Origin of the sequence: Roseobacter weihaiensis (genome assembly GCF_020622345.1) — a bacterium.
GTDB classification, from domain to species: Bacteria; Pseudomonadota; Alphaproteobacteria; order Rhodobacterales; family Rhodobacteraceae; genus Roseobacter; species Roseobacter weihaiensis.
The window spans coordinates 207,946-230,775 of record NZ_JACNMO010000004.1 but is presented as its reverse complement, the minus strand read 5'-3'; the positions used below and the strand labels follow the sequence as shown (position 1 = coordinate 230,775).

Genomic DNA, 22,830 nt, shown 5'->3' with positions numbered 1-22,830 from the left:
CCATATCTCAAGTCGCCGGCGTCAGGGACGCGCGCATCGACCCCTCTTTTGGAGAGTTTATCATGACCCCGACCGCAACCTTCCACGATCTCAGGGACGCCTCGATTTACATCACCGGCGGCGGCTCAGGCATCGGCGCGGACCTCACGGACGGGTTTCTCGCCCAGGGGGCAAACGTGGCCTTCATAGGCCGCTCTGACGCCCGTGCATTTGTCGATGAAATGGCGGAAAAGCACGGTCGTGCGCCGCTGTTTCTACAAGGTGACATCACCGACACCGACAAGCTGCGCGCAACCATCGCCGTCGCCGAAGCGGCCCACGGGCCCATCGACACCCTGGTGTCCAACGCTGCCAATGACACGCGGCACAATTGGCTGGAAACCACGCCAGAAGAGTGGGATGCGCTGCTGGAAATCAACCTCAAGGCCTATTTCTTCGCGGCCCAGGCCGTGGCCCCCGCCATGATCCAACGCGGCACGGGATCGATCATCAATTTCAGCTCGATCAGCTACATGATGGGCAACGCAGGTTACCCTGCCTATACGGCTGCCAACGGCGGCATCACCGCCATGACCCGCAGCCTTGCGCGCGAATTGGGCCCGGATGGCATCCGCGTCAACGCATTGGCACCGGGGTGGGTGCTGACACAAAAGCAGCTCGATCAATGGGCCACGCCGGAAGATTTGGCGGCCCATCTTGAACGGCAATGCCTCAAAACGCACCTGGAACCACAGGACATTGTTGATGCGGTCCTGTTTCTGGCCTCCAAGACCAGCCGCATGATGACCGGGCAGTGCCTGGTGGTTGACGGCGGTGTCGTGACGACAGGATGACCGCGGCATGACCGATCAGATCACACCTGACTGGATTGCAGTGGACTGGGGCATCTCCAACCTGCGGGCCTTCGCCATGCGGGGGGCCACGGTGCTGGCGCGCGCCCGCTCCGATGAGGGGATGGCCACGCTGACCCGCGACGGGTTCGAGCCGGCGCTCCGCCGCCTGATCGGAGACTGGCAGGTACAAGGCGCAGGGCCGGTGGTGGCCTGCGGTATGGTCGGCTCGCGGCAGGGCTGGGTTGAAGCGCCCTACCGAAACGTTCCCTGCACGCCCTTGTCGGAAGGCCTGACCCGCGCGCCCGCGCGGAGTGGGCTCAAGGTCTACGTCGTGTCGGGGCTGGCACAGCACGCGCCCGCCGATGTGATGCGCGGCGAGGAGACGCAGATCGCCGGTTTCCTGGCGCTCAACCCCGGTTGGGACGGCGTGCTCTGTCTGCCCGGCACCCATACGAAATGGGCGCTTCTCAGCGCCGGAGAGGTCGTGAGCTTTCAGACCTTCATGACCGGCGAGATGTTTGCCCTCCTGAGCACCGCCTCGGTGTTGCGCCACTCTGTTGCGGGTGCGGGATGGGAGGCTGCCGCCTTCGATGCTGCTGTCTCAGACGCGATCAGCAGACCGGAAAGGCTTGCTGCCCGTCTCTTTTCCCTGCGCGCGGGGGATCTGCTGGACCAGCGCGGCGCAGGGGCCACCCGCGCGGCCCTGTCGGGATATCTGATCGGCGCGGAACTGGCCGCAGCACGGGCCTATTGGCTGGGCCAGCAGGTGGCCATCCTTGGGACGGGCACGCAGGCGCGGGCCTATCAATCCGCCCTCTCCGCGCAAGGTGTGTCCGCCATGCTGGTCGATACCGAACGCGCAACACTCGCAGGCTTGACTGCGGCCCATCGTTCCTTGAAAGCAATGTTATGACCCTTCCCCTGATTGCGATTTTGCGGGGCATCACCCCCGACGAAGCCCCCGCCATTGGCACTGCGCTGATCGCGGCGGGCATTACCATGATCGAGGTGCCCCTGAACTCGCCCGATCCGCTCGACAGTATCGCGCGGCTGGTGCAGGCCTTTGGCGGCGATGCGCTGATTGGCGCGGGCACGGTGCTGAGCCCCGATGAGGTGGCCGCGGTGGCCGATGCGGGGGGCAGGCTGATTGTCTCGCCCAACTGCAATCCGGAAGTGATCGCCGCGACCAAGAACCGCGCGATGCAAAGCTGGCCGGGGGTCTTTACGCCCACCGAAGCCCTTGCCGCGCTGGAAGCCGGAGCCGATGGGTTAAAGCTCTTTCCCGGCACAATGGCCGGGCCCTCGGGGCTGTCGGCGATGCGGGCCATCCTGCCAGAAGGCACGCAGGTCTATGCCGTGGGCGGCGCGGGGCCCGAGAACTTCGCGGACTGGATCAGCGCCAGCGCCGACGGGTTCGGCCTTGGCACGGCACTCTATAAACCCGGCCTGAGCGCGGAGGAGGTCGCCGCTCGCGCGCGCACCATCGTAAAGGCCTACCGGGCAGCCTGTGCATGACCGCGCAGATTTTCGATCCGCGGCCCTGCACCCTTGGCGAAGGGCCGCTTTGGCATCCTGAACGCAAGCAGTTGTTCTGGTTTGATATTACCGAAGGAAAGCTACTGACGGCGGGGTCCGATGGCCCCTCCGAGTGGCGCTTTGAGGAGCCTGTCTCCGCCGCCGGGTGGATTGATGAGGCCACGCTGCTGATTGCGTCGGCAACGGGCCTGTGGCGCTTTGATTTGGCGAGCGGTGCGCGCGCCCGGCTCTGCCCTCTGGAACAGAGCAACAGCGCCACCCGGTCCAACGATGGCCGGGCCGACCCCTGGGGCGGTTTCTGGATCGGCACCATGGGACGGGATGGCGCACCGGAGGCCGGGGCGATTTACCGCTACCATCAGGGGGCGCTGCGCACGCTCTTTGACCGGATCACCATCCCCAACGCGATCTGCTTTGCGCCCGACCGGTCCGCGGCCTATTTCGCGGATACCCCGACGCAACACATCATGAAAGTCGCGCTGGACCGCAACGGTTGGCCCGCGGGCAAGCCTCGCGTTTTTGTGGATCTGGCCGCCGAGGGATTGAACCCGGATGGGGCGGTTGTCGACGCCGATGGCACGCTGTGGGTCGCGCAGTGGGGCGCTGCTCGGGTGGCGGCCTACAGCCGTGAGGGCGTTTTCCAGCGGGCGCTGTCCCTGCCTGCAAAGCAGGTCACCTGTCCCGCTTTCGGGGGTGCGGAGCTCTCGACCCTCTATGTGACCTCCGCCGCCGACGGCTTGCCCGAAGACGTCCTCACGGGCACCCCCGGCCAGGGGGCAACCTTCGTTATCGAAGACGTCGCGCGCGGCCTGCCCGAACCAAGGGTCCTGATATGAAACGCGCGCTTGGTGTTTGTTACTATCCCGAGCATTGGCCCGAAGATCTCTGGGCCAGGGATGCCGCCCGCATGGTGGAGGCGGGCCTTGACTGGGTCCGCATCGGGGAGTTTGCCTGGCACCGCATCGAGCCCGCGCCGGACCAGTTCACCTTTGACTGGCTGGACCGGGCGATTGACGTGCTCAGCAGCGCCGGGCTGAAGATCATCCTCGGCACGCCGACCTGCACACCGCCGCGCTGGATGCTGGACCGCTTCCCCGATATGCTCGCCACGGATGCGGAAGGCCGCCCGCGCAAGTTCGGCGCACGGCGGCACTATTGCTTCAGCCACGCGGGCTACCGTGCAGCCTCCGGCCGGATTGCGGAGGTTCTGGGAGACCGCTATGGCCGCGACCCACGCATCCATGCCTGGCAGATCGACAATGAGTATGGCTGCCATGATACCATTCTGTCCTACTCCGATGCCGCGCGGCAGGCGTTTCAGACCTGGCTGGCGCAAAAATACGGGACCATCGACGCGCTGAACAGCGCCTGGGGCACCGTCTTCTGGTCGATGACCTACGACCGCTTCGATCAGATCGACCTGCCCAACCTCACCGTGACGCAACCGCACCCCAGCCACACGCTGGCGTTTCGACGTTTCAGCTCCGATCAAGTGGTGGCCTATCACGAGGTCCAGGTCGCCGCCTTGCGTGCACGCACCGAAGCGCCACTGATTCATAACTACATGGGGCGGGTGCTCGATTTCGACCATTTCGAGGTGGGTGCGTCCATCGATATCGCAAGTTGGGACAGCTACCCCATCGGGTTTCTCTCCGACCGGCTTGAGGCCTCGGAAGACCACAAGGCCCGCTATCTGCAACAAGGTGATCCCGACATGCAGGCCTTTCACCACGACCTCTACCGCGCCGTCGGGCGCGCGGGGCGTTGGTGGGTGATGGAGCAGCAACCCGGCCCGGTCAACTGGGCCCCCTACAACCCCGCCCCCCTGCCCGGCATGGTGCGGCTCTGGAGCTGGGAGGCCTTTGCCCATGGGGCGGAAGTCGTCAGCTATTTCCGCTGGCGGCAGGCCCCCTTTGCGCAGGAACAAATGCACGCGGGCCTGCGGCGGCCCGATGATGCGCCCGCGCCTGGATTGCAAGAGGTCCGGCAGGTCGCCCGCGAGATTGCCCGGATGCCCGACATTGCCCTGGCCGCCGCAAAGGTCGCGCTGGTCTTTGACTACCCCTCCGACTGGGCCTGGGCGACGCTGCCGCAAGGCGCCGATTTCAGCTATTTCCGCCTGATGCTGGACACCTATCGCGCCCTGCGCAAACGCGGGTTGTCGGTGGATATCCTGCCGGCCACCACTTCCGACCTCTCAGCCTACAAGCTGGTGTTGGTGCCCGGTATGGCCACCCTGCCTGCCGCGCTGAAACAGGCTCTGGGGCAGACCACAGCGATTGTGGGCCCGCGCGCGGGGGCCCTGACGCCGGAGCTGACGATCCCCACCCCCATGGGCCCTGACCTGCCGGGGCTGGACGCCACCGCCGTGCAGGTCGAGAGCCTGCCCCCCGGTACGCATCGCGCGGTCGATGGTGGTGGCGCGGTGCATCACTGGGCAGAGAGCCTGGAAGGGACCGCTGAGGTGACGCTGCCCTATGCGGATGGCACGGCCTTCATGATGCGCGCGGGCACCACCGCCTATATCGGCGGCTGGCCCGATGCTGCGCTTTGGGATCGCCTCATCGAGACCGAGGCGGCGCGGGCGGGCCTGGAGACACTGGTCCTGCCCGAAGGCCTGCGGATCAGAGACACAGCCACCCACCGCTTTTACTTCAACTACGGGTCGACGACCTGTGCGTTTCAGGGCCTTGAACTGCCCGCCGCCGGGGTGCATTGGCATCCGCGCGACGGAGGCAAAAAGCTCAGGTCCTGACGTCGGGCGCGATTCTGCCGATGTGCTGCTGCATATCCGTGATTTCAACCGTGGCCTGCCGCACCCCTGCAAGCGCAGTCTCGGCCGAGAGGCTGTGATCCCCCCCCGCCGCCGCATATTGCTCCAGATAGACCCTGAGGGTCGCCCCCTCCGTGCCGGTACCCGACAGACGCAACACCGCCCGACCGCCGCCCTCGAAGGTCAGGCGTAGGCCCTGATTGGCGCTGACCGAGCCATCCACCGGATCCGTGTAGGAAAAACTGTCCGCCGCCGAGAGCGTCAGGCCTGCCCAGGTGCTGCCGGGCAAGCTGGCCAGCCTGGCCTCAAGACCTTGCATCAGGGCATTTGCCGCGTCAGAGGGGACCGCCTCATAGTCATGACGGGAATAGTAGTTGCGCCCGTAGGTGGCCCAATGATCCGCCAGAATCTCAGCCACGGACTGCTGACGCTCCGCCAGGATGTTGAGCCACAACAGCACCGCCCAGAGCCCGTCTTTCTCGCGGACATGATCCGAGCCGGTGCCCGCGCTCTCTTCGCCGCAGAGCGTCACCTTGCCCGCATCCAGCAGGTTGCCAAAGAACTTCCATCCCGTTGGCGTCTCAAAGCAGGCAATCCCGAGCTTTTCCGCCACCCGGTCCGCAGCCGCACTGGTGGGCATGGAGCGGGCCACACCGGCCAGACCGTTGGCATAGCCTGGTGCGAGATGGGCATTCGCTGCCAGCACCGCCAGACTGTCCGACGGCGTGACGTAAGCGGCCCGGCCCACGATCATGTTCCGGTCCCCGTCACCATCGGAGGCGGCCCCGAAATCGGGTGCGGCCTCGGACATCATCTCGTCCATCAACGGCTTGGCCCAGACCGGGTTGGGGTCGGGATGCCCGCCGCCGAAATCCTCGCTCGGCACCGCGTTGATAACAGTGCCCGCAGGCGCGCCGAGCCGTTCTTCGAGGATCACTTGGGCATAAGGTCCCGTGACCGCATGCATCGCGTCAAACCGCATGGTAAACCCTTGGGAGAACAGCGCGGCGATCTTGTCAAAATCAAAGAGGCTGCTCATCAGATCGACATATTCCGCGACAGGGTCGATAATCTCGATCTCGAGCCCGTCGATCTGCTGCCGCCCCAGCGCGCTGAGATCCACATCCGGCGCGTCCGATATCTGGTACTGCGCTATCGTCTGGGTCTGCTCAAATATCCGCGCGGTGACCTGTTCAGGAGCTGGCCCGCCGTTGGGGACGTTGTATTTGATGCCAAAATCCTCGTCAACCCCACCGGGGTTGTGGCTGGCCGACAGCACCAGCCCGCCATCGGTGCCCCCTAACCGAATGAGGTGCGACACTGCCGGGGTCGAGAGCAGCCCCCCCTGACCGACGATGGCTTTGGATGCACCATTTGCAGCGGCCATTTTCAGGATTGTCTGGATGGCCTCCTTGTTGAAAAAGCGCCCGTCACCGCCGACCACAAAGGTCTTGCCAGCCGCGCCCCCGATGGCGTTGAAAGTCGATTGCACAAAGCATTCCAGATAGCCCGGCTCCATAAAGACGCGGGTCTTTTTGCGCAAACCGGAGGTGCCGGGTTTCTGGCCATCAAACGGCCCCTTGGAAATCGTCATGATGGTCATTGGCTGTCCTTTTGCATCGGTGCTGTGCGACCTGCATCGGCCATGATGCGGGCTGTCTTTCGAAGATCGGGGCTGGCGGCAATATCCTGCACTGTCACGGGATATCGCCTGCGCCAGTTGGGATGTTCGTCGGTGGTGCCGGGCAGGTTCTGGGCTTCGGTGAGATTGAGAATATCGTCAAGCTGCACGGCAACCAGCGCGGCGGGGGCTTCTGCCAGTGTCTTGTGGATGCGATCGCGCAGGGGGGGCTCCAGCGACGGCGGCAATGGCTTTGGCGCCTTGATCCCGGCCAGTTGCCGCTTTTCGGCCTCTCGGACGCCCCGCGCCTCTGCGGCTTCCGCCTGCCCGATCCAACCGAGCTTTTGCCACCCGTCAATGTCATGCCCCTGCCAGAATCCACGCAGCGTCGGTGTATCATGTGTACCGAAACAGGCCAGCGATTGTGTCCGCAGGGTCCGGGTCGGCAAAAAACGACCATCTGCGTCTTTTTCGTATTGCAACACGCTGTAGCCATAAAGGCCGTGCCGGGCCATTTCCGCCCTGAAGCCCTCCGGGACCAGACCAAGATCCTCGCCCACGATCACGGTTCCCGCACGGTGCGCCTCAAGCGCGATGATCGCCAGCAGAGACCGGAAAGGATGCCGGATGTAGCCGCCCGGACTGCCGTCTTCGGGGATCCAGAAACTACGGCTGAGCCCAAGCGCATGATCGATCCGCAGCAGGCCACAGTGGCGCATGGTCTGGGCCAGCACAAACCGCAGGGCCGCATATCGACCCTGCTGCATCTTGCGCGGGGACAGGGCCGCAAGCTGCCAGTTTTGCCCCGCCGGGCTGAGATGATCCGGCGGCGCGCCGAGCGACACACCCTGCGCCGTGGCCGCCTGCGCCCCCCAGCTTTCCGCCCCGCCAAGACGGGCACCGACCGCGAGATCGAGATAGAGGCCCAGGGGCATACCGGCGGTCTTTGCCTGGCGCTGTGCCGCGCCCAGTTGCGCCGCCGCGCGCCATTGCATCCATTTGTGAAACCTGAGCGCGCGCGCAACGGTCGGCTCGCCGGGCTCCACATCGGCGTCAGCGGGCCACATCCGCCAATCCGGTCCGTGCTGCGTACTGAGGTGTTCAAACCTTGCAAAACCCTCCAACCGAGTGCCGCCCTCTGTGCAAAACGCCGCGAAATCAGCCTGATCTTTCGGCGGTGCCTGCGTGCGAAACCTGTCGAATTCAGCCTTCAGCGCCGTGCGCTGCCGGCGCCGGTGATCCGCATAATCAACCAGCCCGTCCGGGCAGGCTGAAGAGCCCGACGGCTGCACCGCGATATGATCGGTGTTCAGGAACCCGCGATGGGTGGGCGAATAGGGGCTGATCGTCTCCTTAGCCGCCCATCCCAGCGCATGCACGGGGTTGATGCCGAAAAACCCGGCACCTTTCGCACCTGCTGCTGCGGCCAGACCGGCAAGATCCTCAAAATCGCCCAGCGATTTACCCGTCTCCGACGTCAGCCCGTAGAGCGCCGCAACGATCCCCCAGGATGTGTGCCTGCCCGAAAGCTCCCGCAGAGACGGCGCGCGTGGAGGGGCCACGATCAGACAGGCCGTCTGGCTTCCACGCCGCCCCGCAAGGCGGAGCGGATAGACCCCCGGTGCAAGTCCTGGCAGCTCGAGGGCGCAATCGCTCCGGCCTTCGGCCAGCAGGGTGGCGGCATCCTCGGACAGGAGCGTCCAGTCCAGCTTGTCAGAGACGTCGATGCGGACAGGACCGCCGCTGGGAGCGATCACGTCCGGCGGCACATAGCTCTGACGCGCCTGCGCCGCCAAGGCAGCACGCGTCTCGCGCACCTCTGCCTCCGAGCCTGCCGCAAGGCCATTGGCGCGCAACAAGGCGCGCTGCGTCTCGGGGCCTGTGGGGTGCACTACCCCTTGCATATCCGTGTAGTCGTCGAGGATGCCGGTCCTCCGGGCCAGATCCGCCAGCGCCGCATCCCCCCTCATGACGGGGGCCCTGTATCCACCAGAAACAACGCCATCACGGCTTCGCTCTCGACATCGACGTGGGTTCCGGTGATGAGCTTTGGCTCTTGTATGTCCGCCGTGGTGTCGAGGCCCACCATCCACTTCCACCCCTCCGGCGGCACAGGCAGGACCACAGGCGCGGGCTCTGCGGCCCGGTTGAAGATCACAAAGACGCTGTCCTCCCGATCTGCCGCCAGCGGCGCCTCGGCAGAACAGCGGTAGAGCACGCAAAGTGACGACAACCCTGGATCGCGCCAGTTCAGCGCCGTGCCGGCAAAGTCCACCCACTCAACATCCCGCAACCCATCCGCAGGGCGCACCCCGCCATGCAAGAACCTCGATTGCCGCAGGGCCGGGTGTGCACGCCGAAAGGCCGACAGATGCGCCACAAACCCCTTCAACCCGCTGTGGTCCGCGTCCCAATCGACCCAGGCGATGGGGCTGTCCTGACAATAGGCATTATTGTTACCGGATTGCGAATTGCCCATCTCATCCCCGGCCAGCAGCATCGGCGTGCCCTGCGACAGAAACAGCGTCGCCAGCATATTACGCTGCCTGCGCCGCCGCCGGGCAAGAATGGCAGGATCGGTCGTGGGCCCTTCCACCCCGCAGTTGTCGGAATGGTTGCTGTGGTGCCCATCCTGGTTGTTCTCAAGATTGGCCGCGTTGTGGCGTTGCGTATAGGCGGTCACATCCGCCAGAGTGAACCCGTCGTGCGCCGCCAGGAAATTCACCGACGACCACGCCCGGCGCCCGGCGCGGTCGAACTCTCCCGCCGATCCCAGAAGGCGCGCGCCAAGCTCCTGGGCACTATGCGCCTCGCCCTTCCAGAACCGCCGCACCGTATCGCGGTAGGCGTCGTTCCATTCGGCAAATTCCGGTGGGAACTCTCCCAGACGATAGCCCCCCGGACCGAGGTCCCACGGCTCTGCAATCAGCTTCACGCCTGCCAGCACCGGGTCCTGGCGCAGCGCATCAAAGAAACCACCCCCCGGCGCAAAGCCGCTCTGCTCCCGCCCGAGCGTCGTGGCCAGATCGAAGCGGAAGCCGTCAACCCCCATGCACTCAACCCAGAACCGCAGGCTGTCGAGCACCAGACGCATTACATTCGGATGCGCCACATTCACCGTATTGCCGGTGCCGGTATCGTTCACATAGTAGCGCGGCCTACCTTGCAGGAGCCTGTAGTAAGACGCATTGTCCAACCCCCGAAAGCTCAAGGTCGGTCCGCGCTGATCGCCTTCGGCGGTGTGGTTATAAACCACATCCAGGATGACCTCGATCCCGGCGGTATGAAAGCGGCGCACCATGTCGCGAAACCCCGCAAGGCCGCGGGGCCCGAAATAGCGCGGCTCCGGCGTAAAAAAGCCGACCGTATTGTACCCCCAGAAATTCGTGAGGCCCCGTTTGAGCAGGAACCCGTCATCCAGAAAGGCATGCACAGGCATCAGCTCGATCGCGCTCACCCCCAGCCGGTGAAGATGCTCCAGCATCGGCTCCGTGGCCAGCCCCTCGTAGGTGCCCCGCAACGGCGCGGGGATGCCGGGGTTTTGCTGCGTGAGCCCTTTGACATGGGCCTCGTAGATCAGCGTGTCCTCCCAGGCGGTCCCCGGTCGGGCCACGCCGGTTGGAAAGAGCGCGGGATCGTGCACCACCGATTTGGCCACATGGGGCGCGGAATCCCGCGGATCAAAAGACAGGTCTTCTGTCGCGGCGCGCGCCTCGTATCCCAGCGTCGCGGGGTGATCAGTGAACTGCCCCTTCAGCAGGCGCGTATAGGGATCCAAAAGCAGCTTATTGGCGTTAAAGCGGTGCCCACGCTCAGGATCATATGCCCCATGTGCGCGGTATCCATAAACGGTGCCGGGAGACAGGCCCGCCACATGGCCATGCCAGATATCGCCGGTACGCTCCGGCAGGCTGATCCGGGCCGTCTCCGTCAACCCATCACCGGAAAAGAGACACAGGTCCATTTTGGTGGCATGCGCGGAAAACACAGCGAAATTCGTGCCCTCCCCATCATGGTGGGCCCCCATCCGTACCGGGCTTCCAGCTGTGACGCGATAGTCCATGCGCCGTCTTAACCGTTCGCCAGTTCGCTGTATATGGCGTGATAGGCCCGAGAGGAGGTTTCCCAATCCACCGGGTGACGCATGGCCCGGCGCATCATACCTGCCCAGATTTTCGGCTGCATGAAAAGATCGCAGGTCCGGTGGATGGCCTGTGCCAGAGCGGGCGCCGTGACCGGCGCGAACTGCACGCCGGTGGCACAGTTTACCGCAATCGCGGCCTCATTGGCATCAATCACCGTATCGGCCAGGCCCCCTGTCCGGGCCACAACCGGCAGGGTGCCATAGCGCAGACCGTAAAGCTGCGTGAGCCCGCAAGGTTCAAACCGCGAGGGGATCAGGATCGCGTCACTGCCGCCCTGCATCAGATGCGACAGTGGCTCGTCATAGCCGATGAGCACCCCTACGGCACCGGGAAAGCGGTGGGCGGCAGCGATATACTCCGCCTCCAGGTCGCGGTCACCCGTCCCCAACACGGCCAGCCGCGCCCCACGTCCGACCAGATCGGGCAGCACCTCAAGCAGCAGATCAACACCTTTTTGCGTGGTAAGCCGGCTGATCACACAAAAGAGCGGTGCATTCCTGGCAGGCTCCAGCCCAAAGCGCTGCAAAACCGCCTGGCGGTTTTTCTCTTTTGCCTTCAGACGTTTTGCTGAATAGGCTTGGGCCAGATATGCATCGTTTTCTGGGTTCCAGACCTCTGTGTCAATGCCGTTGAGAATGCCGCAGACATCTCTTTGACGCGCGCGCAGCACCCCTTCCAGCCCCATCCCGAAGGCAGGTTGCATGATTTCGCGCGCATAGGTCGGGCTAACAGTTGTGATCTTGTCGGCATAGGCAATCCCACCCTTCAAAAACCCGATGTTGCCATAATACTCCAGCCCGTCAGGGACATAGAGCGTTGCTTGCAACCCCAGTGGTTTCATCAGCTCCGCAGAAAAGAGCCCCTGAAAGGCAATGTTGTGGATCGTGAGCACGGAAGCGGGCACCGGCTTTTGCATCTGATGCAGATAGGCGGGCACCAGCCCGGCCTGCCAGTCATGGGCGTGCACGACATCGGGTCGCCAGCCGTCGATCCCGCCCGTGGCCACATCCGCCGCCGCCCTAGCCAGCGCGCCGAAGCGCTGCGCATTGTCCGCCCAATCCTTGCCGTCTGCGTCAAGATAGATATTCCCCGCGCGATCGAAAAGATGCGGGGCGTCCAGCAACAAAAGATCAATGCCTTCAAGGGTCAGCGAGATCAGTTGCGCGTGCCCGCCGTGCAGGTCTTTCGCCCGCCAGACGGAGGTCCCGGCGCGGGCGGCCTTCTGCAGGGCGGGATAGAGCGGCATCATCACGCGTGTCCCCACCCCAAGCGGGGCCAATGCCTTGGGCACAGCGCCGATCACGTCGGCCAAGCCCCCGGTTTTGACAAAGGGCGCGCATTCGGACGCAACAAAGAGCACGTTCACGTCAGAGATCCAGCCTGTCGATCATCGGTTGCGTGATCAGACAAATCCCATTGTCTGTGCGTCGAAACCGCTTGGCGTCCAGCGCCGCGTCCTCCCCCACCACGAGGCCCTGCGGAATGCACACCCCCCGGTCAACCACCACATTGGTCAGCCGTGCATTGCGGTTGATCTCGGCATAAGGCATCGCCACAACCCCCTGAAGCTGCGAAAAGGAATGGGTGCGTACCCCGGTAAAGAGCAAACATTGCTCCAGACTGGAGCCCGAGACGATGCAGCCGCCCGACACCATCGAGGAGACCGCGGATCCGCGCCGCCCTTCTTCGTTGTGAATGAACTTGGCCGGTGCCGTCAGTTCGGAATAGGTCCAGATCGGCCACTCGGTGTCATAGAGATCCAGTTCGGGATGAAAATCCGTGAGATCGATGTTGGCCTGCCAAAAAGCATCCACCGTGCCCACATCGCGCCAATAGGGGACCTCTTCATTCACGGTGCGCACGCAGGAGCGGCTGAAGGGATGGGCGACGGCTTTGCCTTCGCGCACGATCTGCGGGATCACATCGCTGCCGAAATCGTGGGTATACCCCGGATTGGCCGCACATTCCGCCATGATCTTAAAGAGATATTCCGTCTTAAAGACATAAATGCCCATGCTGGCCAGTGCCCGGTCGGGATCGTTGGGCATGGCGGGCGGATCCTGCGGCTTTTCGACAAATTCCAGAATCCGGTCTTTGGTATCGACCGCCATGACCCCAAAGCCGCAAGCTTCCATCCGCGGCACCTCGATGCAACCGACGGTCACATCCGCCCCGCTTTCCACGTGGTGTTTTATCATCAGCGAATAGTCCTGCTTGTAGATATGATCGCCTGCCAGAATGACGATGTATTTGGGACCGTAGCCTTCGATGATATCCTTGTTCTGGGCCACCGCATCGGCCGTGCCCTTGTACCAGTTTTCGTCGTTCATCTGCTGAGAGGCCGGCAGAATATCGAGCGACTCGTTGCGTTCGGCGCGAAAAAAGCTCCACCCCCTTTGCAGGTGCCGGATCAGCGAGTGCGCCTTGTACTGCGTGGCCACACCGATGCGGCGGATACCGGAGTTGACCGCATTGGACAGAGGAAAGTCGATGATCCGGCTTTTGCCGCCAAAATACATCGCGGGCTTGGCCCGCCTGTCCGTCAGCTCGTAAAGTCGGCTGCCGCGACCGCCCGCCAATACGAATGCCATGGTCTGTTGCGCCAGCCTTTGCGATTTTCGGTTCATGGTATGGTCCTCCCGTTACGTCTTTTTATCCGGTGATCCGGTTCTTTAGTCCTTCTTCAGTTCAAAAAAGAGGGTCGTCAAAGGCGGCAGCATCAGGGCGACGGACTGTGATTTCCCGCCTGCGGCGACGGCCTCACTGTCCGTGCCGCCCAGATTGCCACGCCCGTCCCCGCCGTAGATGTCGGCGTTGGTGTTCAACCGTTCCACCCAGTGACCTTGTGCAGGCACGCCAATGCGGTGATCCATACGGGCCACGGGCGTGAAGTTCGAGACAACCAGCACAGGCGCCGCGCCCTCGGCACCGTAGCGGACCCAGGCCAGCACGGAGTCGTCGGCATTGTTCTGCGCCACCCACTCAAAGCCGCCGGGGTCCGTGTCGCGAGCGTAAAGCGCCGGACAGTCGCGGTAGAGCCGGTTGAGATCCCGGATCAGGTTTTGCACCCCGCCATGCAGCGGGTGATCGAGCAAGTGCCAGTCGAGGCTTGCATCGTGGTTCCATTCCGCCCCCTGTGCAAACTCGCCGCCCATAAAGAGCAGCTTTTTGCCCGGATGCCCCCACATGAAGCCGAAATAGGCCCGCAGGTTGGCGAATTTATCCGCCCCCTCGCCCGGCATCTTGCCCAGCAGCGAGCCCTTGCCGTGCACCACCTCGTCGTGGCTGAGCGGCAGCACGAAGTTTTCTGAAAAGGCGTAGTGCAGCCCAAAGGTCATCTTGGCGTGGTGATGTTTGCGATGCACCGGGTCCTGGGCCATGTAGCTGAGCGTATCGTTCATCCAGCCCATGTTCCACTTGAAACCAAAGCCCAGCCCGCCGGTATCCGCGGGCGCGCTCACACCGGGAAAGGCGGTGGATTCCTCGGCCACGGTGATAATGCCGGGGACCTCCCCGTAGACTTCGGTGTTCATGCGTTGCAAGAACGCAATCGCTTCGTAGTTCTCGCGACCCCCGTCCTTGTTGGGCACCCACTCGCCGTCCTTGCGTGAATAATCCCGGTAGAGCATGGAGGCCACCGCATCGACCCGCAGCCCGTCCACGTGATGCTCCTGCAACCAGTAAAGCGCATTGGCGGTCAGGTAATTCGACACTTCCGCCCGCCCGTAGTTGAACACCAGCGTGTTCCAGTCCGGGTGAAACCCCTCCTTGCGGTCGGCATGCTCGTAAAGCGCGGTGCCGTCGAACCGCCCCAGCCCATGCGGGTCTTCGGGGAAATGACCCGGTACCCAGTCGAGGATCACACCGATCTCAGCGGCATGGCATGCCTCGACCAGCGCCCGAAATTCATCCGCGGTACCGTGGCGAATGGTCGGCGCGAAAAGCCCCACCGGCTGATACCCCCAGGAGCCGTCAAAGGGAAACTCCGAGACCGGCATCAGCTCGATATGCGTGAACCCGAGGTCTTTGACATAGGCCACCAGGTCGCGCGCCAGCTCCTCGTAGCTGAGCGGGCGGTTGCCCTCTTTGGGCACGCGCCGCCAGGAGCCGAGGTGCACCTCGTAGATGGAGATCGGCTGATCTATCCGCTGGGTGACGGCGCGGCGGGTCATCCAGGTGTCGTCCTGCCAGCGATATCGGGAGAGGTCGCGCACCACCGAGCCCGTGCGAGGCGGATGCTCGGCCCCGAACCCCACCGGGTCGGCCTTATGCGGCAACAGCCGATGACGCGCGTCGAGAATTTCGTATTTGTAGACGGCACCCTCGGTGACGCCGGGGACAAACACCTCCCACACACCGGTGGGCCCGCGCCGCCGCATGACGGTGCGCCGCCCGTCCCAGGTGTTGAAATCCCCCACCACCGAGACGCGCGCGGCATTTGGCGCCCAAAGGGCGAAATGGGTACCCGCGACCTCTTCATGGGTCATCACATGGGCGCCCAGCACCCGCCACAGCTTGCGATGCTGGCCCTCGCCCAAAAGGTACTCGTCGAGCGCGCCCATGACAGGGCCAAAGCGATAAGGGTCATCCATGCTCCACTGCGCCGACCCCTGCTGGACGCGCAGATGGTAGGCGAAACGGGTCTTGCGCCGGGCAGCCACGCCCTCGAAAAGCCCCGGCGCACCTGCCACCGCCGTCAAGCTGGCAATGTTACGGCCGGTCTTGGCATCCACCGCCGCGATCCGGTCCGCGTCCGGCACATAGGCGCGGATATGCCATTTGCCATCCACCTCATGCAGGCCCAGGACAGAGAAGGGGTCGCCATGCTGACCGGCGATCAGCCGTGCAGCGTCCTTGGGGCAGATGGGCAAAGATATCTCCTTTTCAGGCCACGTCTCGGTTTCTTTTCGCCTCGCTGAGCAGGCTTTTTGCGTTCCAGATGTCGTTGGCGTAGCCGCTGATGGTCCGATCTGACGAAAACCAGCCGACGCGGGCGGTATTGAGCGCAGCCATGCGCGTCCAGCTTTTGGTCTCCCGGAACGCCGCATCCACGACACGCTGCGTGGCAAAATAGCTGTCGAAATCACAGGTCACGAGGAAGTAGTCATGGCCGTAGAGCCCGTCGACCAGCCCTGCGTAGCGATCCTTGTCACGACCCGAAAAGACCCCGCTGCGGATCAGATTCAGTACATGGCCCAGCTTGGGGCTCGCCTCGATCGCCTGTCGCGCGTAATCAGGCGTGGCGCGCCGCGCGGTGACCTCTGCTGCCGTCAGCCCGAAGAGAAAGAAGTTCTCCTCTCCCACGCACTCCCGGATCTCGACATTTGCGCCATCCAGCGTGCCGATGGTCGGCGCCCCGTTGAGCGCAAACTTCATGTTGCCGGTGCCCGAGGCCTCCTTGCCCGCGGTCGAGATCTGCTCTGACAGATCGGCGGCCGGGATCAACACCTCAGCCATCGAGACGTTGTAATTCTCGGGGTAGACGATCTGCAGCAGATCGCGGGTCACCGGGTCGGCATTGATCACCCTTGCGGCATCGTTGATGAGATGGATGATCTCTTTCGCGACCACATAGCCGGGGGCCGCCTTGCCGCCGAAGATCTTGACGCGCGGGGTCCAGTCGCCCTGAGGATTGGCCCGAATGTCCTGCCAGAGCGCCACCGTTTCCAGCAGGTTCATCAGCTGACGTTTGTATTCATGGATGCGCTTGATCTGCACATCGAACATGGCCGCCGGATCCACCACCATACCGTCCCGGTCCCGCAGCCACCCCGCCAGCCGCGCCTTGTTGGCGTCCTTCGCGGCTTGATATTGTTCAAGAAAGGCGGCGTCCTCCACATGCGGGGTCAGCCCCGACAACTGATCGAGATTATCTGGCCAGGAAGTCCCGATTGTCTCGTTGATAAGGCTGCGCAGGGGCTTGTTGCAGGCGTAGAGCCACCGTCGGGGCGTGATCCCATTGGTCTGGTTGATGATCCGTTCGGGGTAGGCCGCGTGCAAATCGGCAAAAACCGTTTGCTTGACCAGATCGGAGTGCAGCGCCGAGACGCCATTGACATGATGCGCCATGATAAAGGCCAGCTCGCCCATCTTGACCTCGCCATGCTCAAGGATGCGCACGCCCTCGCCCGCCGCCGCGAAATGCGCCGCTTCGATCTGCCCGATGATCTGGTGGTGACGCGGTAGGATGCCCGCAAAGAGGTCTTCGGGCCACCGCTCCAGCGCTTCGGGCAGAAGGGTGTGGTTGGTGTAGGCCAGACACCGGCGTGCCATGCCAATGGCCTCCGCCACGTCGAACCCATGCGCATCGACCAGGAGCCGCACAAGCTCGGGTCCCGCGATGGCCGGGTGCGTGTCATTGAGCTGGATCGCCACATGATCCGAAAGCTGCCGCAGATCGCCGCCTTCGCCCAGAAACCGGCGCAGAAGGTCCTGCAGGGAGGCTGAGGTAAAGAAATACTCCTGCTTGAGCCGTAATTCCTTGCCCACATCCGTGGTGTCATCGGGGTAGAGCACCCGGCTGATCGTGCGCGCCAATGCCTCGGGCGCGCTTGCGGCGATGTAATCACCGCGGTTAAAGCTCTCCAGATCGAAATTGGTCGTGGGCTTGGCCGCCCAAAGCCGCAAGGTATTGGCCCAGCGACCCTGCCAGCCGACGATGGGCGTATCGTAAGCGGAGGCCATCACCGTCTCGCCCGCGTGCCACACGGCCCTGCCCGATTCCAAAGCGACATGGCCCCCAAAGTGAATGGGGTAGGAGACCTCGGGCCGTTCGAATTCCCAGACGTGTTTCTGGGCGAGCCATGTTTCGGCGGTTTCGATCTGCACGCCGTCTTCAAAATGCTGTTGGAACAGACCGTGTTCGTAACGGATGCCGTAGCCATAAGCAGGAATGCCCAGGGTGGAGAGCGAATCCATGAAACAGGCAGCCAGCCGTCCCAGCCCGCCATTGCCCAGCGCGGCGTCCGGCTCGTTTGTGACCACGCGGGCATAGTCCTGCCCCAGCGCCGTGATCGCCGCTTCGGCCGTTTCTTCGAGGCCCAGATTGACCGCGACATCCTCGATCAGGCGGCCAATCAGGAATTCCATCGACAGGTAGTACACCCGCTTGCCGCGCGCCTCATAGGTTTTGCGCGTGCTTTCAAACCAGGGGTCCACTACATGATCGCGCAGGCTGAGCGCCAGAGACATGCGCCAGTCATAGAGCGACGCATGCTCCGAGTCTTTGCCCAGCGAAAGCTTCAGATGGCGCAGGATTGCCGCGCGGAACGCCTCAACCGAGGGGGCGGGAATGCTGTGTGCTGTCATGATCTCTCTTTACTCTACTCTGGCTGCGGCGCTACGAGATACGCCATAAATGTGTCTTAGGTTATTTCGTACCTTCAAGAGGCCGACATCTCAACCAACTCTGCCGCCCAGGGCGGATTGGCCCCGGCCCGCGAGACCGTTACCGCAGCCACCCTGGCCCCGAAAGCAAGCGCTGCGGTCAGATCATCAGGGTGAATATCACCGAGGCGTTCCTTGTGCAGCAGCCCCGCCTTGTTCAGATGGGCCAGAACGCCTGCATTGAAGGTATCCCCGGCCCCGACCGTGTCGACGACCGCGGCAAGGCGCGCGGGCACATCAACCCGGCTCCTGTCCCCGAAAAACGCAGACGCCCCGGCACTGCCGCGTGTCAGGATCAGGATCGGCGGCCCTTCGGCGATCAGGGACCGGGCCTTGTCCTCGGGGTTGGCCGCGTCCGGCACGATCCAGTCGAGGTCTTCGTCCGATACTTTCAGAATGTCGGCGGTCGGCAGCATCCTCGCCAGCCGCGCGCGATAGCGTACCTCGTCCCGGATAAAGCCGGGCCGGATGTTGGGATCTATCATCACCACCCGGCGGGTGGCTTCCTGTTGGGCAAGGGCGGCATAAAAATCAGCGCAAGGCTCACTTATCAGGCTGATGCCTCCCAGATAGAGGGCACTGACCTGATCAGGTATGTCAGGCAGGTTTGCCGGTGTCAGGCTGCGCCCGGCGGTGTTTTCATCATAAAAGGTGTAGGTGGCATGCCCGTTGGTCAGGCGCACAAAGGCCAACGTCGTGGGCAAGTCAGACCGGATGGCAAAGCTGGCGTCCACATGGCTTCCGGCCAGATCACGGGCCAGTTGTTCCCCAAAGAGGTCCGTTGACAGACCCGTCAGGAACCCCGTGGGCACGTCCAGACGCCCCAGAGCAATGGCCGTGTTGAACACCGCCCCGCCCGAGTGCGGCACAAAGCCCTCCGCCCCGTTGAGGGCCGGGGTCGGGATCATGTCAATCAGAGCCTCGCCACAACACAGGATCATCTATTCGCTCCCTTGGCGGGCAGGCCCGGAAAGACGCGCACGCAGGGCCCTGCCACACTCACTGTCCCAGCCTGCTGGCATCTTTGGCCAGGCTTTCGATGCCCGCCCAATCGCCCTGAGCCACCAGATCAGCCGGAGCCACCCAGCTGCCGCCCGCGCAGAGCACATTGGGCAGCGACAGATAGCTTGCCGCGTTATCCGGGCTGACCCCGCCCGTCGGACAGAAGGAAATCTGCGGCAACGGGGCGCCAATGGCTTTCAACGCGGGCGCCCCGCCAGAGGCTTCTGCGGGGAAGAATTTGAGCATGTCGTAGCCGCGCGCCAAGAGCTGCATCGCCTCGGAGGCGGTCGCGGCCCCTGCCAACAGCGGCAAGTCTGCGTCTTCGCAGGCCGCGATCAGAGCATCGGTTGCGCCCGGTGAGACGCCAAAAGTCGCCCCGGCGGCTTTGGCCGCACGCACATCGTCTGGCGTGACCAGCGTGCCCGCCCCCACCACACCGCCCTTGACCTGCGCCATCTCGGCGATCACCTCGAGGGCTGCCGGGGTGCGCAGGGTCACTTCCAGCGCGGGCAGGCCGCCGGCCACCAGCGCCTCGGCCAGGGGGCGGGACTTGGTCGCATCCTGCACCACCAGCACGGGCACGATGGGCGCTAAACTGCAAATCTCGCGCGCGCGCCTGCTGGCATCTTGGGGGGTCATCGAGCGGTCCTTTCCTTAAAACAGTGCACAGGCACCCGTATCCGCGGAGCCCACATCGCGCCGAAAGCCCGCAAAAAGCTCGCGCCCCAGCCCATAGGCATTGCCCGAGAGGTCGGCCTCGGCCGGAGCCCGGTCCAGCACGCCTTCGGTCAGGATATCAAGCGTCCCGGCAACCGCATCCACCCGCAGGATGTCCCCGTCCCGCAGCTTTGAGATCGCCCCGCCATCCAGCGCTTCGGGGCTGACGTGGATCGCCGCAGGCACCGAGCCCGACGCCCCGGACATACGCCCATCGGTGACAAGAGCCACGTTGATCCCCCTTGCCTGCAGGTTCTTCAAGGGCGGCGTCAGGCTGTGCAACTCGGGCATGCCGTTGGCCTTGGGCCCCTGGAACCGGACCACCACGATCGTATCAGCGGTGATCTCTCCCGCCCGGCACGCCGCCTTGACGCTCTCCTGATCGTGGAAAACGCGCACCGGCGCTTCGACGATCTGATGCTCCGGCTTGACGGCAGAGACCTTGATAACAGCATTTCCGACCGAACCGTTCAAGCGCTTGAGGCCGCCGGTCGGCTGAAAGGGGTCCGCAGCAGGGCGGACGATTTTGGTGTTGAGGCTTTGCGTCGTGCCCGGTTCCCAGACGACCTCGCCGCCTTTCAGCTTTGGCTCCTGCGTGTAAAGCGCCAACCCGCCCCCCGCGACGGTCTGCGTGTCAGGATGCAAAAGCCCCGCCCCCAGCAGCTCGTGGATCATGTATCCCAGCCCGCCCGCCGCGTGGAAATGGTTCACATCCGCGAGCCCGTTGGGATAGACCCGCGCCAGGAGCGGCGTGACATCCGAGAGGTCAGAGAAATCCTGCCAGTCGAGGATGATCCCCCCCGCCCTTGCCATGGCCACCAGATGGATCAGCAGATTGGTCGAGCCCCCCGTGGCATTCAGACCGACGATGCCGTTCACAAAGGCCTTCTCGGTCAGGATATCGCAGACCGGCGTGTAGTTATTGCCCAGATCCGACAGCGCCAGCGCGCGCTTGGCCCCGGCCTTGGTCAGCGCATCACGCAGACCGGTGTTGGGGGTGACAAAGCTGGTGCCGGGCAGATGCAGCCCCATGAACTCCATCAACATCTGGTTGGTATTGGCGGTGCCGTAAAAGGTGCAGGTGCCCGGCCCATGATAAGCGGCCATCTCGGCGGCCATCAGTTCGTCGCGGCCCACCTCACCGGCGGCAAACTTCTGGCGCACCTGGCTTTTTTCCTCGTTGGACAGACCCGAGGTCATCGGCCCTGCGGGCAGAAACACTGTCGGGATATGCCCAAAGGTTTGCGCCGCAATCACCAGCCCCGGCACGATCTTGTCGCAAACGCCCAGATACACCGCCGCGTCAAAGGTATTATGGCTCATCGCCACCCCGGTGGCCATGGCGATGACATCGCGCGAAAAAAGGCTCAGCTCCATCCCCGGCTCACCCTGGGTCACGCCATCACACATCGCGGGCACACCGCCCGCCACCTGTGCCGTGCCCCCGGCCTCGCGCGCAGCCTCGCGGATCAGATTGGGAAACCGTTCAAAAGGCTGATGCGCGGAGAGCATGTCATTATAGGTCGTGACGATGCCGAGGTTGCCCGCCGTCTCGGTCGCCAGCTTTGCCTGATCGGCACCGGCACCGGCGTAGGCATGGGCCTGGCCGCTGCAACTGAGATGCGCGCGCGCAGGGCCCTTGACCCGCGCCGCCGTCATGCGGTCGAGATATCTGCTGCGCGGGCCCGCGCTGCGCTCGATGATGCGCTGCGTGACCCGTTCGATTGTGTCATTGAGTGCCATCTTGCTTGCTCCAACGCTTGCCGTGGTGATGTTGCCCCTGGGGCGTCAACTCTTTGACAGAACAGCCAGTTTGCGACCGGTATCGATCATACGGTTCGCAAAACCCCATTCGTTGTCGTACCAGCTGACCACCCGGATCATACCATCCTGCGTCACCTTTGTCTGCGCCGCCGCAAAGCAGGAGGAATGCGGATCATGGTTGAAATCGATCGAGACCATCGGGTCCGTCTCACAGGCCAGAACCCCCTTCATCGGCCCCTCCGACGCGGCTTTCATCGCGGCATTGATGTCCGCCGCACTCGTTTCTTTCTCGGGCAGGATGCAGAGATCCACAAGTGACACGTTGGGCGTCGGCACCCGCACGGCAGAGCCCTCCAGGCGACCCTCCAACCGCGGCAAAACCAGTGCGATGGCCTTGGCCGCCCCTGTCGAGGTCGGCACTATGGACACCGCTGCCGCCCGGCCCCGGTAAGGATCACGGTGGGCTGAATCGTGCGATGGCTGATCGCCGGTATAGGCGTGAATAGTGGTCATATAGCCAGTCTTGATGCCCACCAGATCGTCCAGCACAGCAGCCACAGGGGCCAGGCAATTGGTCGTGCAGGAGGCGTTCGAGATGATGATGTCATCCTTGGTCAGTTCCGCATCGTTCACCCCAAAGACAACCGTCCGGTCGGCCCCCGCACCGGGCGCCGAGATCAGCACCCGTTTCGAGCCGTTTTCCAGATGGGCTGCCGCTTTTTCGCGGGGCGTGAAAAACCCGGTGCATTCCATCGCGACATCGACACCGTCCCAAGGCAATTCGGCGGGGTCGCGCAGGGCCGTCACCTGGATCGACTGGCCATTCACCACCAAGGCATCACCCTCAACCTTTACCTCGCCGGGAAAGCGGCCATGGACACTGTCGTATTTCAACAGATGGGCCAGTGTTTCCGGACTGGACAGGTCGTTGATGGCAACGACCTCAACGTCCGATACCTTGTTCTCGACAATCGCCCGCAGGACACCACGTCCAATCCTGCCAAAGCCGTTTACGCCAACTGTATGGGCCATATCATTCTCCTGAATTCGCCG

General features: G+C 63.7%; 16 protein-coding genes. 5 read left to right on the top strand and 11 right to left on the bottom strand.

Annotated features, from left to right (window positions below):
* Window positions 1-62: 62 nt before the first annotated feature.
* Genes H7847_RS06730 through H7847_RS06710 form a run of 5 tightly spaced genes read left to right on the top strand, consistent with a single transcriptional unit; the run spans window position 63 to window position 5,124 of the window.
* Complete coding sequence (locus H7847_RS06730; RefSeq protein ID WP_227268626.1) at window positions 63-833, top strand: SDR family NAD(P)-dependent oxidoreductase; 771 nt, start codon at window positions 63-65, stop codon at window positions 831-833.
* A gap of 7 nt (window positions 834-840) precedes the next feature.
* Complete coding sequence (locus H7847_RS06725; RefSeq protein WP_227268625.1) at window positions 841-1,746, top strand: 2-dehydro-3-deoxygalactonokinase; 906 nt, start codon at window positions 841-843, stop codon at window positions 1,744-1,746.
* Window positions 1,743-2,348 carry a 2-dehydro-3-deoxy-6-phosphogalactonate aldolase gene (locus H7847_RS06720; RefSeq protein ID WP_227268624.1) on the top strand — a complete coding sequence of 202 codons (606 nt, stop codon included), beginning with the start codon at window positions 1,743-1,745 and terminating at the stop codon, window positions 2,346-2,348. Before H7847_RS06725 ends, H7847_RS06720 begins: the two co-directional genes overlap by 4 nt.
* Complete coding sequence (locus tag H7847_RS06715; RefSeq protein WP_227268623.1) at window positions 2,345-3,205, top strand: SMP-30/gluconolactonase/LRE family protein; 861 nt, start codon at window positions 2,345-2,347, stop codon at window positions 3,203-3,205. Before H7847_RS06720 ends, H7847_RS06715 begins: the two co-directional genes overlap by 4 nt.
* The gene (locus H7847_RS06710) at window positions 3,202-5,124 is read left to right on the top strand and encodes a beta-galactosidase (RefSeq protein WP_227268622.1); all 1,923 of its coding nucleotides are present in this window, start codon (window positions 3,202-3,204) and stop codon (window positions 5,122-5,124) included. The genes H7847_RS06715 and H7847_RS06710 overlap by 4 nt, the downstream gene beginning before the upstream one ends.
* Here H7847_RS06710 and H7847_RS06705 read toward each other — a convergent pair.
* From H7847_RS06705 to gap, 11 genes are all read right to left on the bottom strand, one after another.
* On the bottom strand, window positions 5,114-6,745 hold the full coding sequence (locus H7847_RS06705; RefSeq protein WP_227268621.1) for an alpha-D-glucose phosphate-specific phosphoglucomutase: 1,632 nt from the start codon (window positions 6,743-6,745) through the stop codon (window positions 5,114-5,116). The genes H7847_RS06710 and H7847_RS06705 overlap by 11 nt on opposite strands.
* Complete coding sequence (gene malQ / locus H7847_RS06700) at window positions 6,742-8,733, bottom strand: 4-alpha-glucanotransferase (protein WP_227268620.1); 1,992 nt, start codon at window positions 8,731-8,733, stop codon at window positions 6,742-6,744. The genes H7847_RS06705 and malQ overlap by 4 nt, the downstream gene beginning before the upstream one ends.
* Window positions 8,730-10,826, bottom strand: coding sequence for a glycogen debranching protein GlgX (gene glgX, locus H7847_RS06695; RefSeq protein ID WP_227268619.1), 2,097 nt, complete (start codon window positions 10,824-10,826; stop codon window positions 8,730-8,732). The genes malQ and glgX overlap by 4 nt, the downstream gene beginning before the upstream one ends.
* A gap of 8 nt (window positions 10,827-10,834) precedes the next feature.
* A complete protein-coding gene (glgA, locus tag H7847_RS06690; protein ID WP_227268618.1) occupies window positions 10,835-12,274 on the bottom strand; it encodes a glycogen synthase GlgA in 1,440 nt (479 codons plus the stop codon).
* Window position 12,275: 1 nt separating this feature from the next.
* Window positions 12,276-13,535 carry a glucose-1-phosphate adenylyltransferase gene (gene glgC / locus H7847_RS06685; RefSeq protein ID WP_227268617.1) on the bottom strand — a complete coding sequence of 420 codons (1,260 nt, stop codon included), beginning with the start codon at window positions 13,533-13,535 and terminating at the stop codon, window positions 12,276-12,278.
* A 45-nt stretch (window positions 13,536-13,580) separates the two neighbouring features.
* Window positions 13,581-15,779 carry a 1,4-alpha-glucan branching protein GlgB gene (glgB, locus tag H7847_RS06680; protein ID WP_264479483.1) on the bottom strand — a complete coding sequence of 733 codons (2,199 nt, stop codon included), beginning with the start codon at window positions 15,777-15,779 and terminating at the stop codon, window positions 13,581-13,583.
* Between the two features lie 13 nt (window positions 15,780-15,792).
* Window positions 15,793-18,216, bottom strand: coding sequence for a glycogen/starch/alpha-glucan phosphorylase (locus H7847_RS06675; protein ID WP_227268616.1), 2,424 nt, complete (start codon window positions 18,214-18,216; stop codon window positions 15,793-15,795).
* Between the two features lie 74 nt (window positions 18,217-18,290).
* Window positions 18,291-19,235, bottom strand: coding sequence for a carbohydrate kinase family protein (locus H7847_RS06670; RefSeq protein ID WP_227268615.1), 945 nt, complete (start codon window positions 19,233-19,235; stop codon window positions 18,291-18,293).
* 58 nt (window positions 19,236-19,293) lie between these two features.
* Window positions 19,294-19,935, bottom strand: a complete 642-nt coding sequence (eda, locus tag H7847_RS06665; RefSeq protein WP_227268614.1) for a bifunctional 4-hydroxy-2-oxoglutarate aldolase/2-dehydro-3-deoxy-phosphogluconate aldolase — start codon at window positions 19,933-19,935, stop codon at window positions 19,294-19,296.
* 15 nt (window positions 19,936-19,950) lie between these two features.
* A complete protein-coding gene (edd, locus tag H7847_RS06660) occupies window positions 19,951-21,756 on the bottom strand; it encodes a phosphogluconate dehydratase (protein ID WP_227268613.1) in 1,806 nt (601 codons plus the stop codon).
* 45 nt (window positions 21,757-21,801) lie between these two features.
* On the bottom strand, window positions 21,802-22,809 hold the full coding sequence (gap, locus tag H7847_RS06655) for a type I glyceraldehyde-3-phosphate dehydrogenase (RefSeq protein WP_227268612.1): 1,008 nt from the start codon (window positions 22,807-22,809) through the stop codon (window positions 21,802-21,804).
* Window positions 22,810-22,830 lie beyond the last annotated feature (21 nt).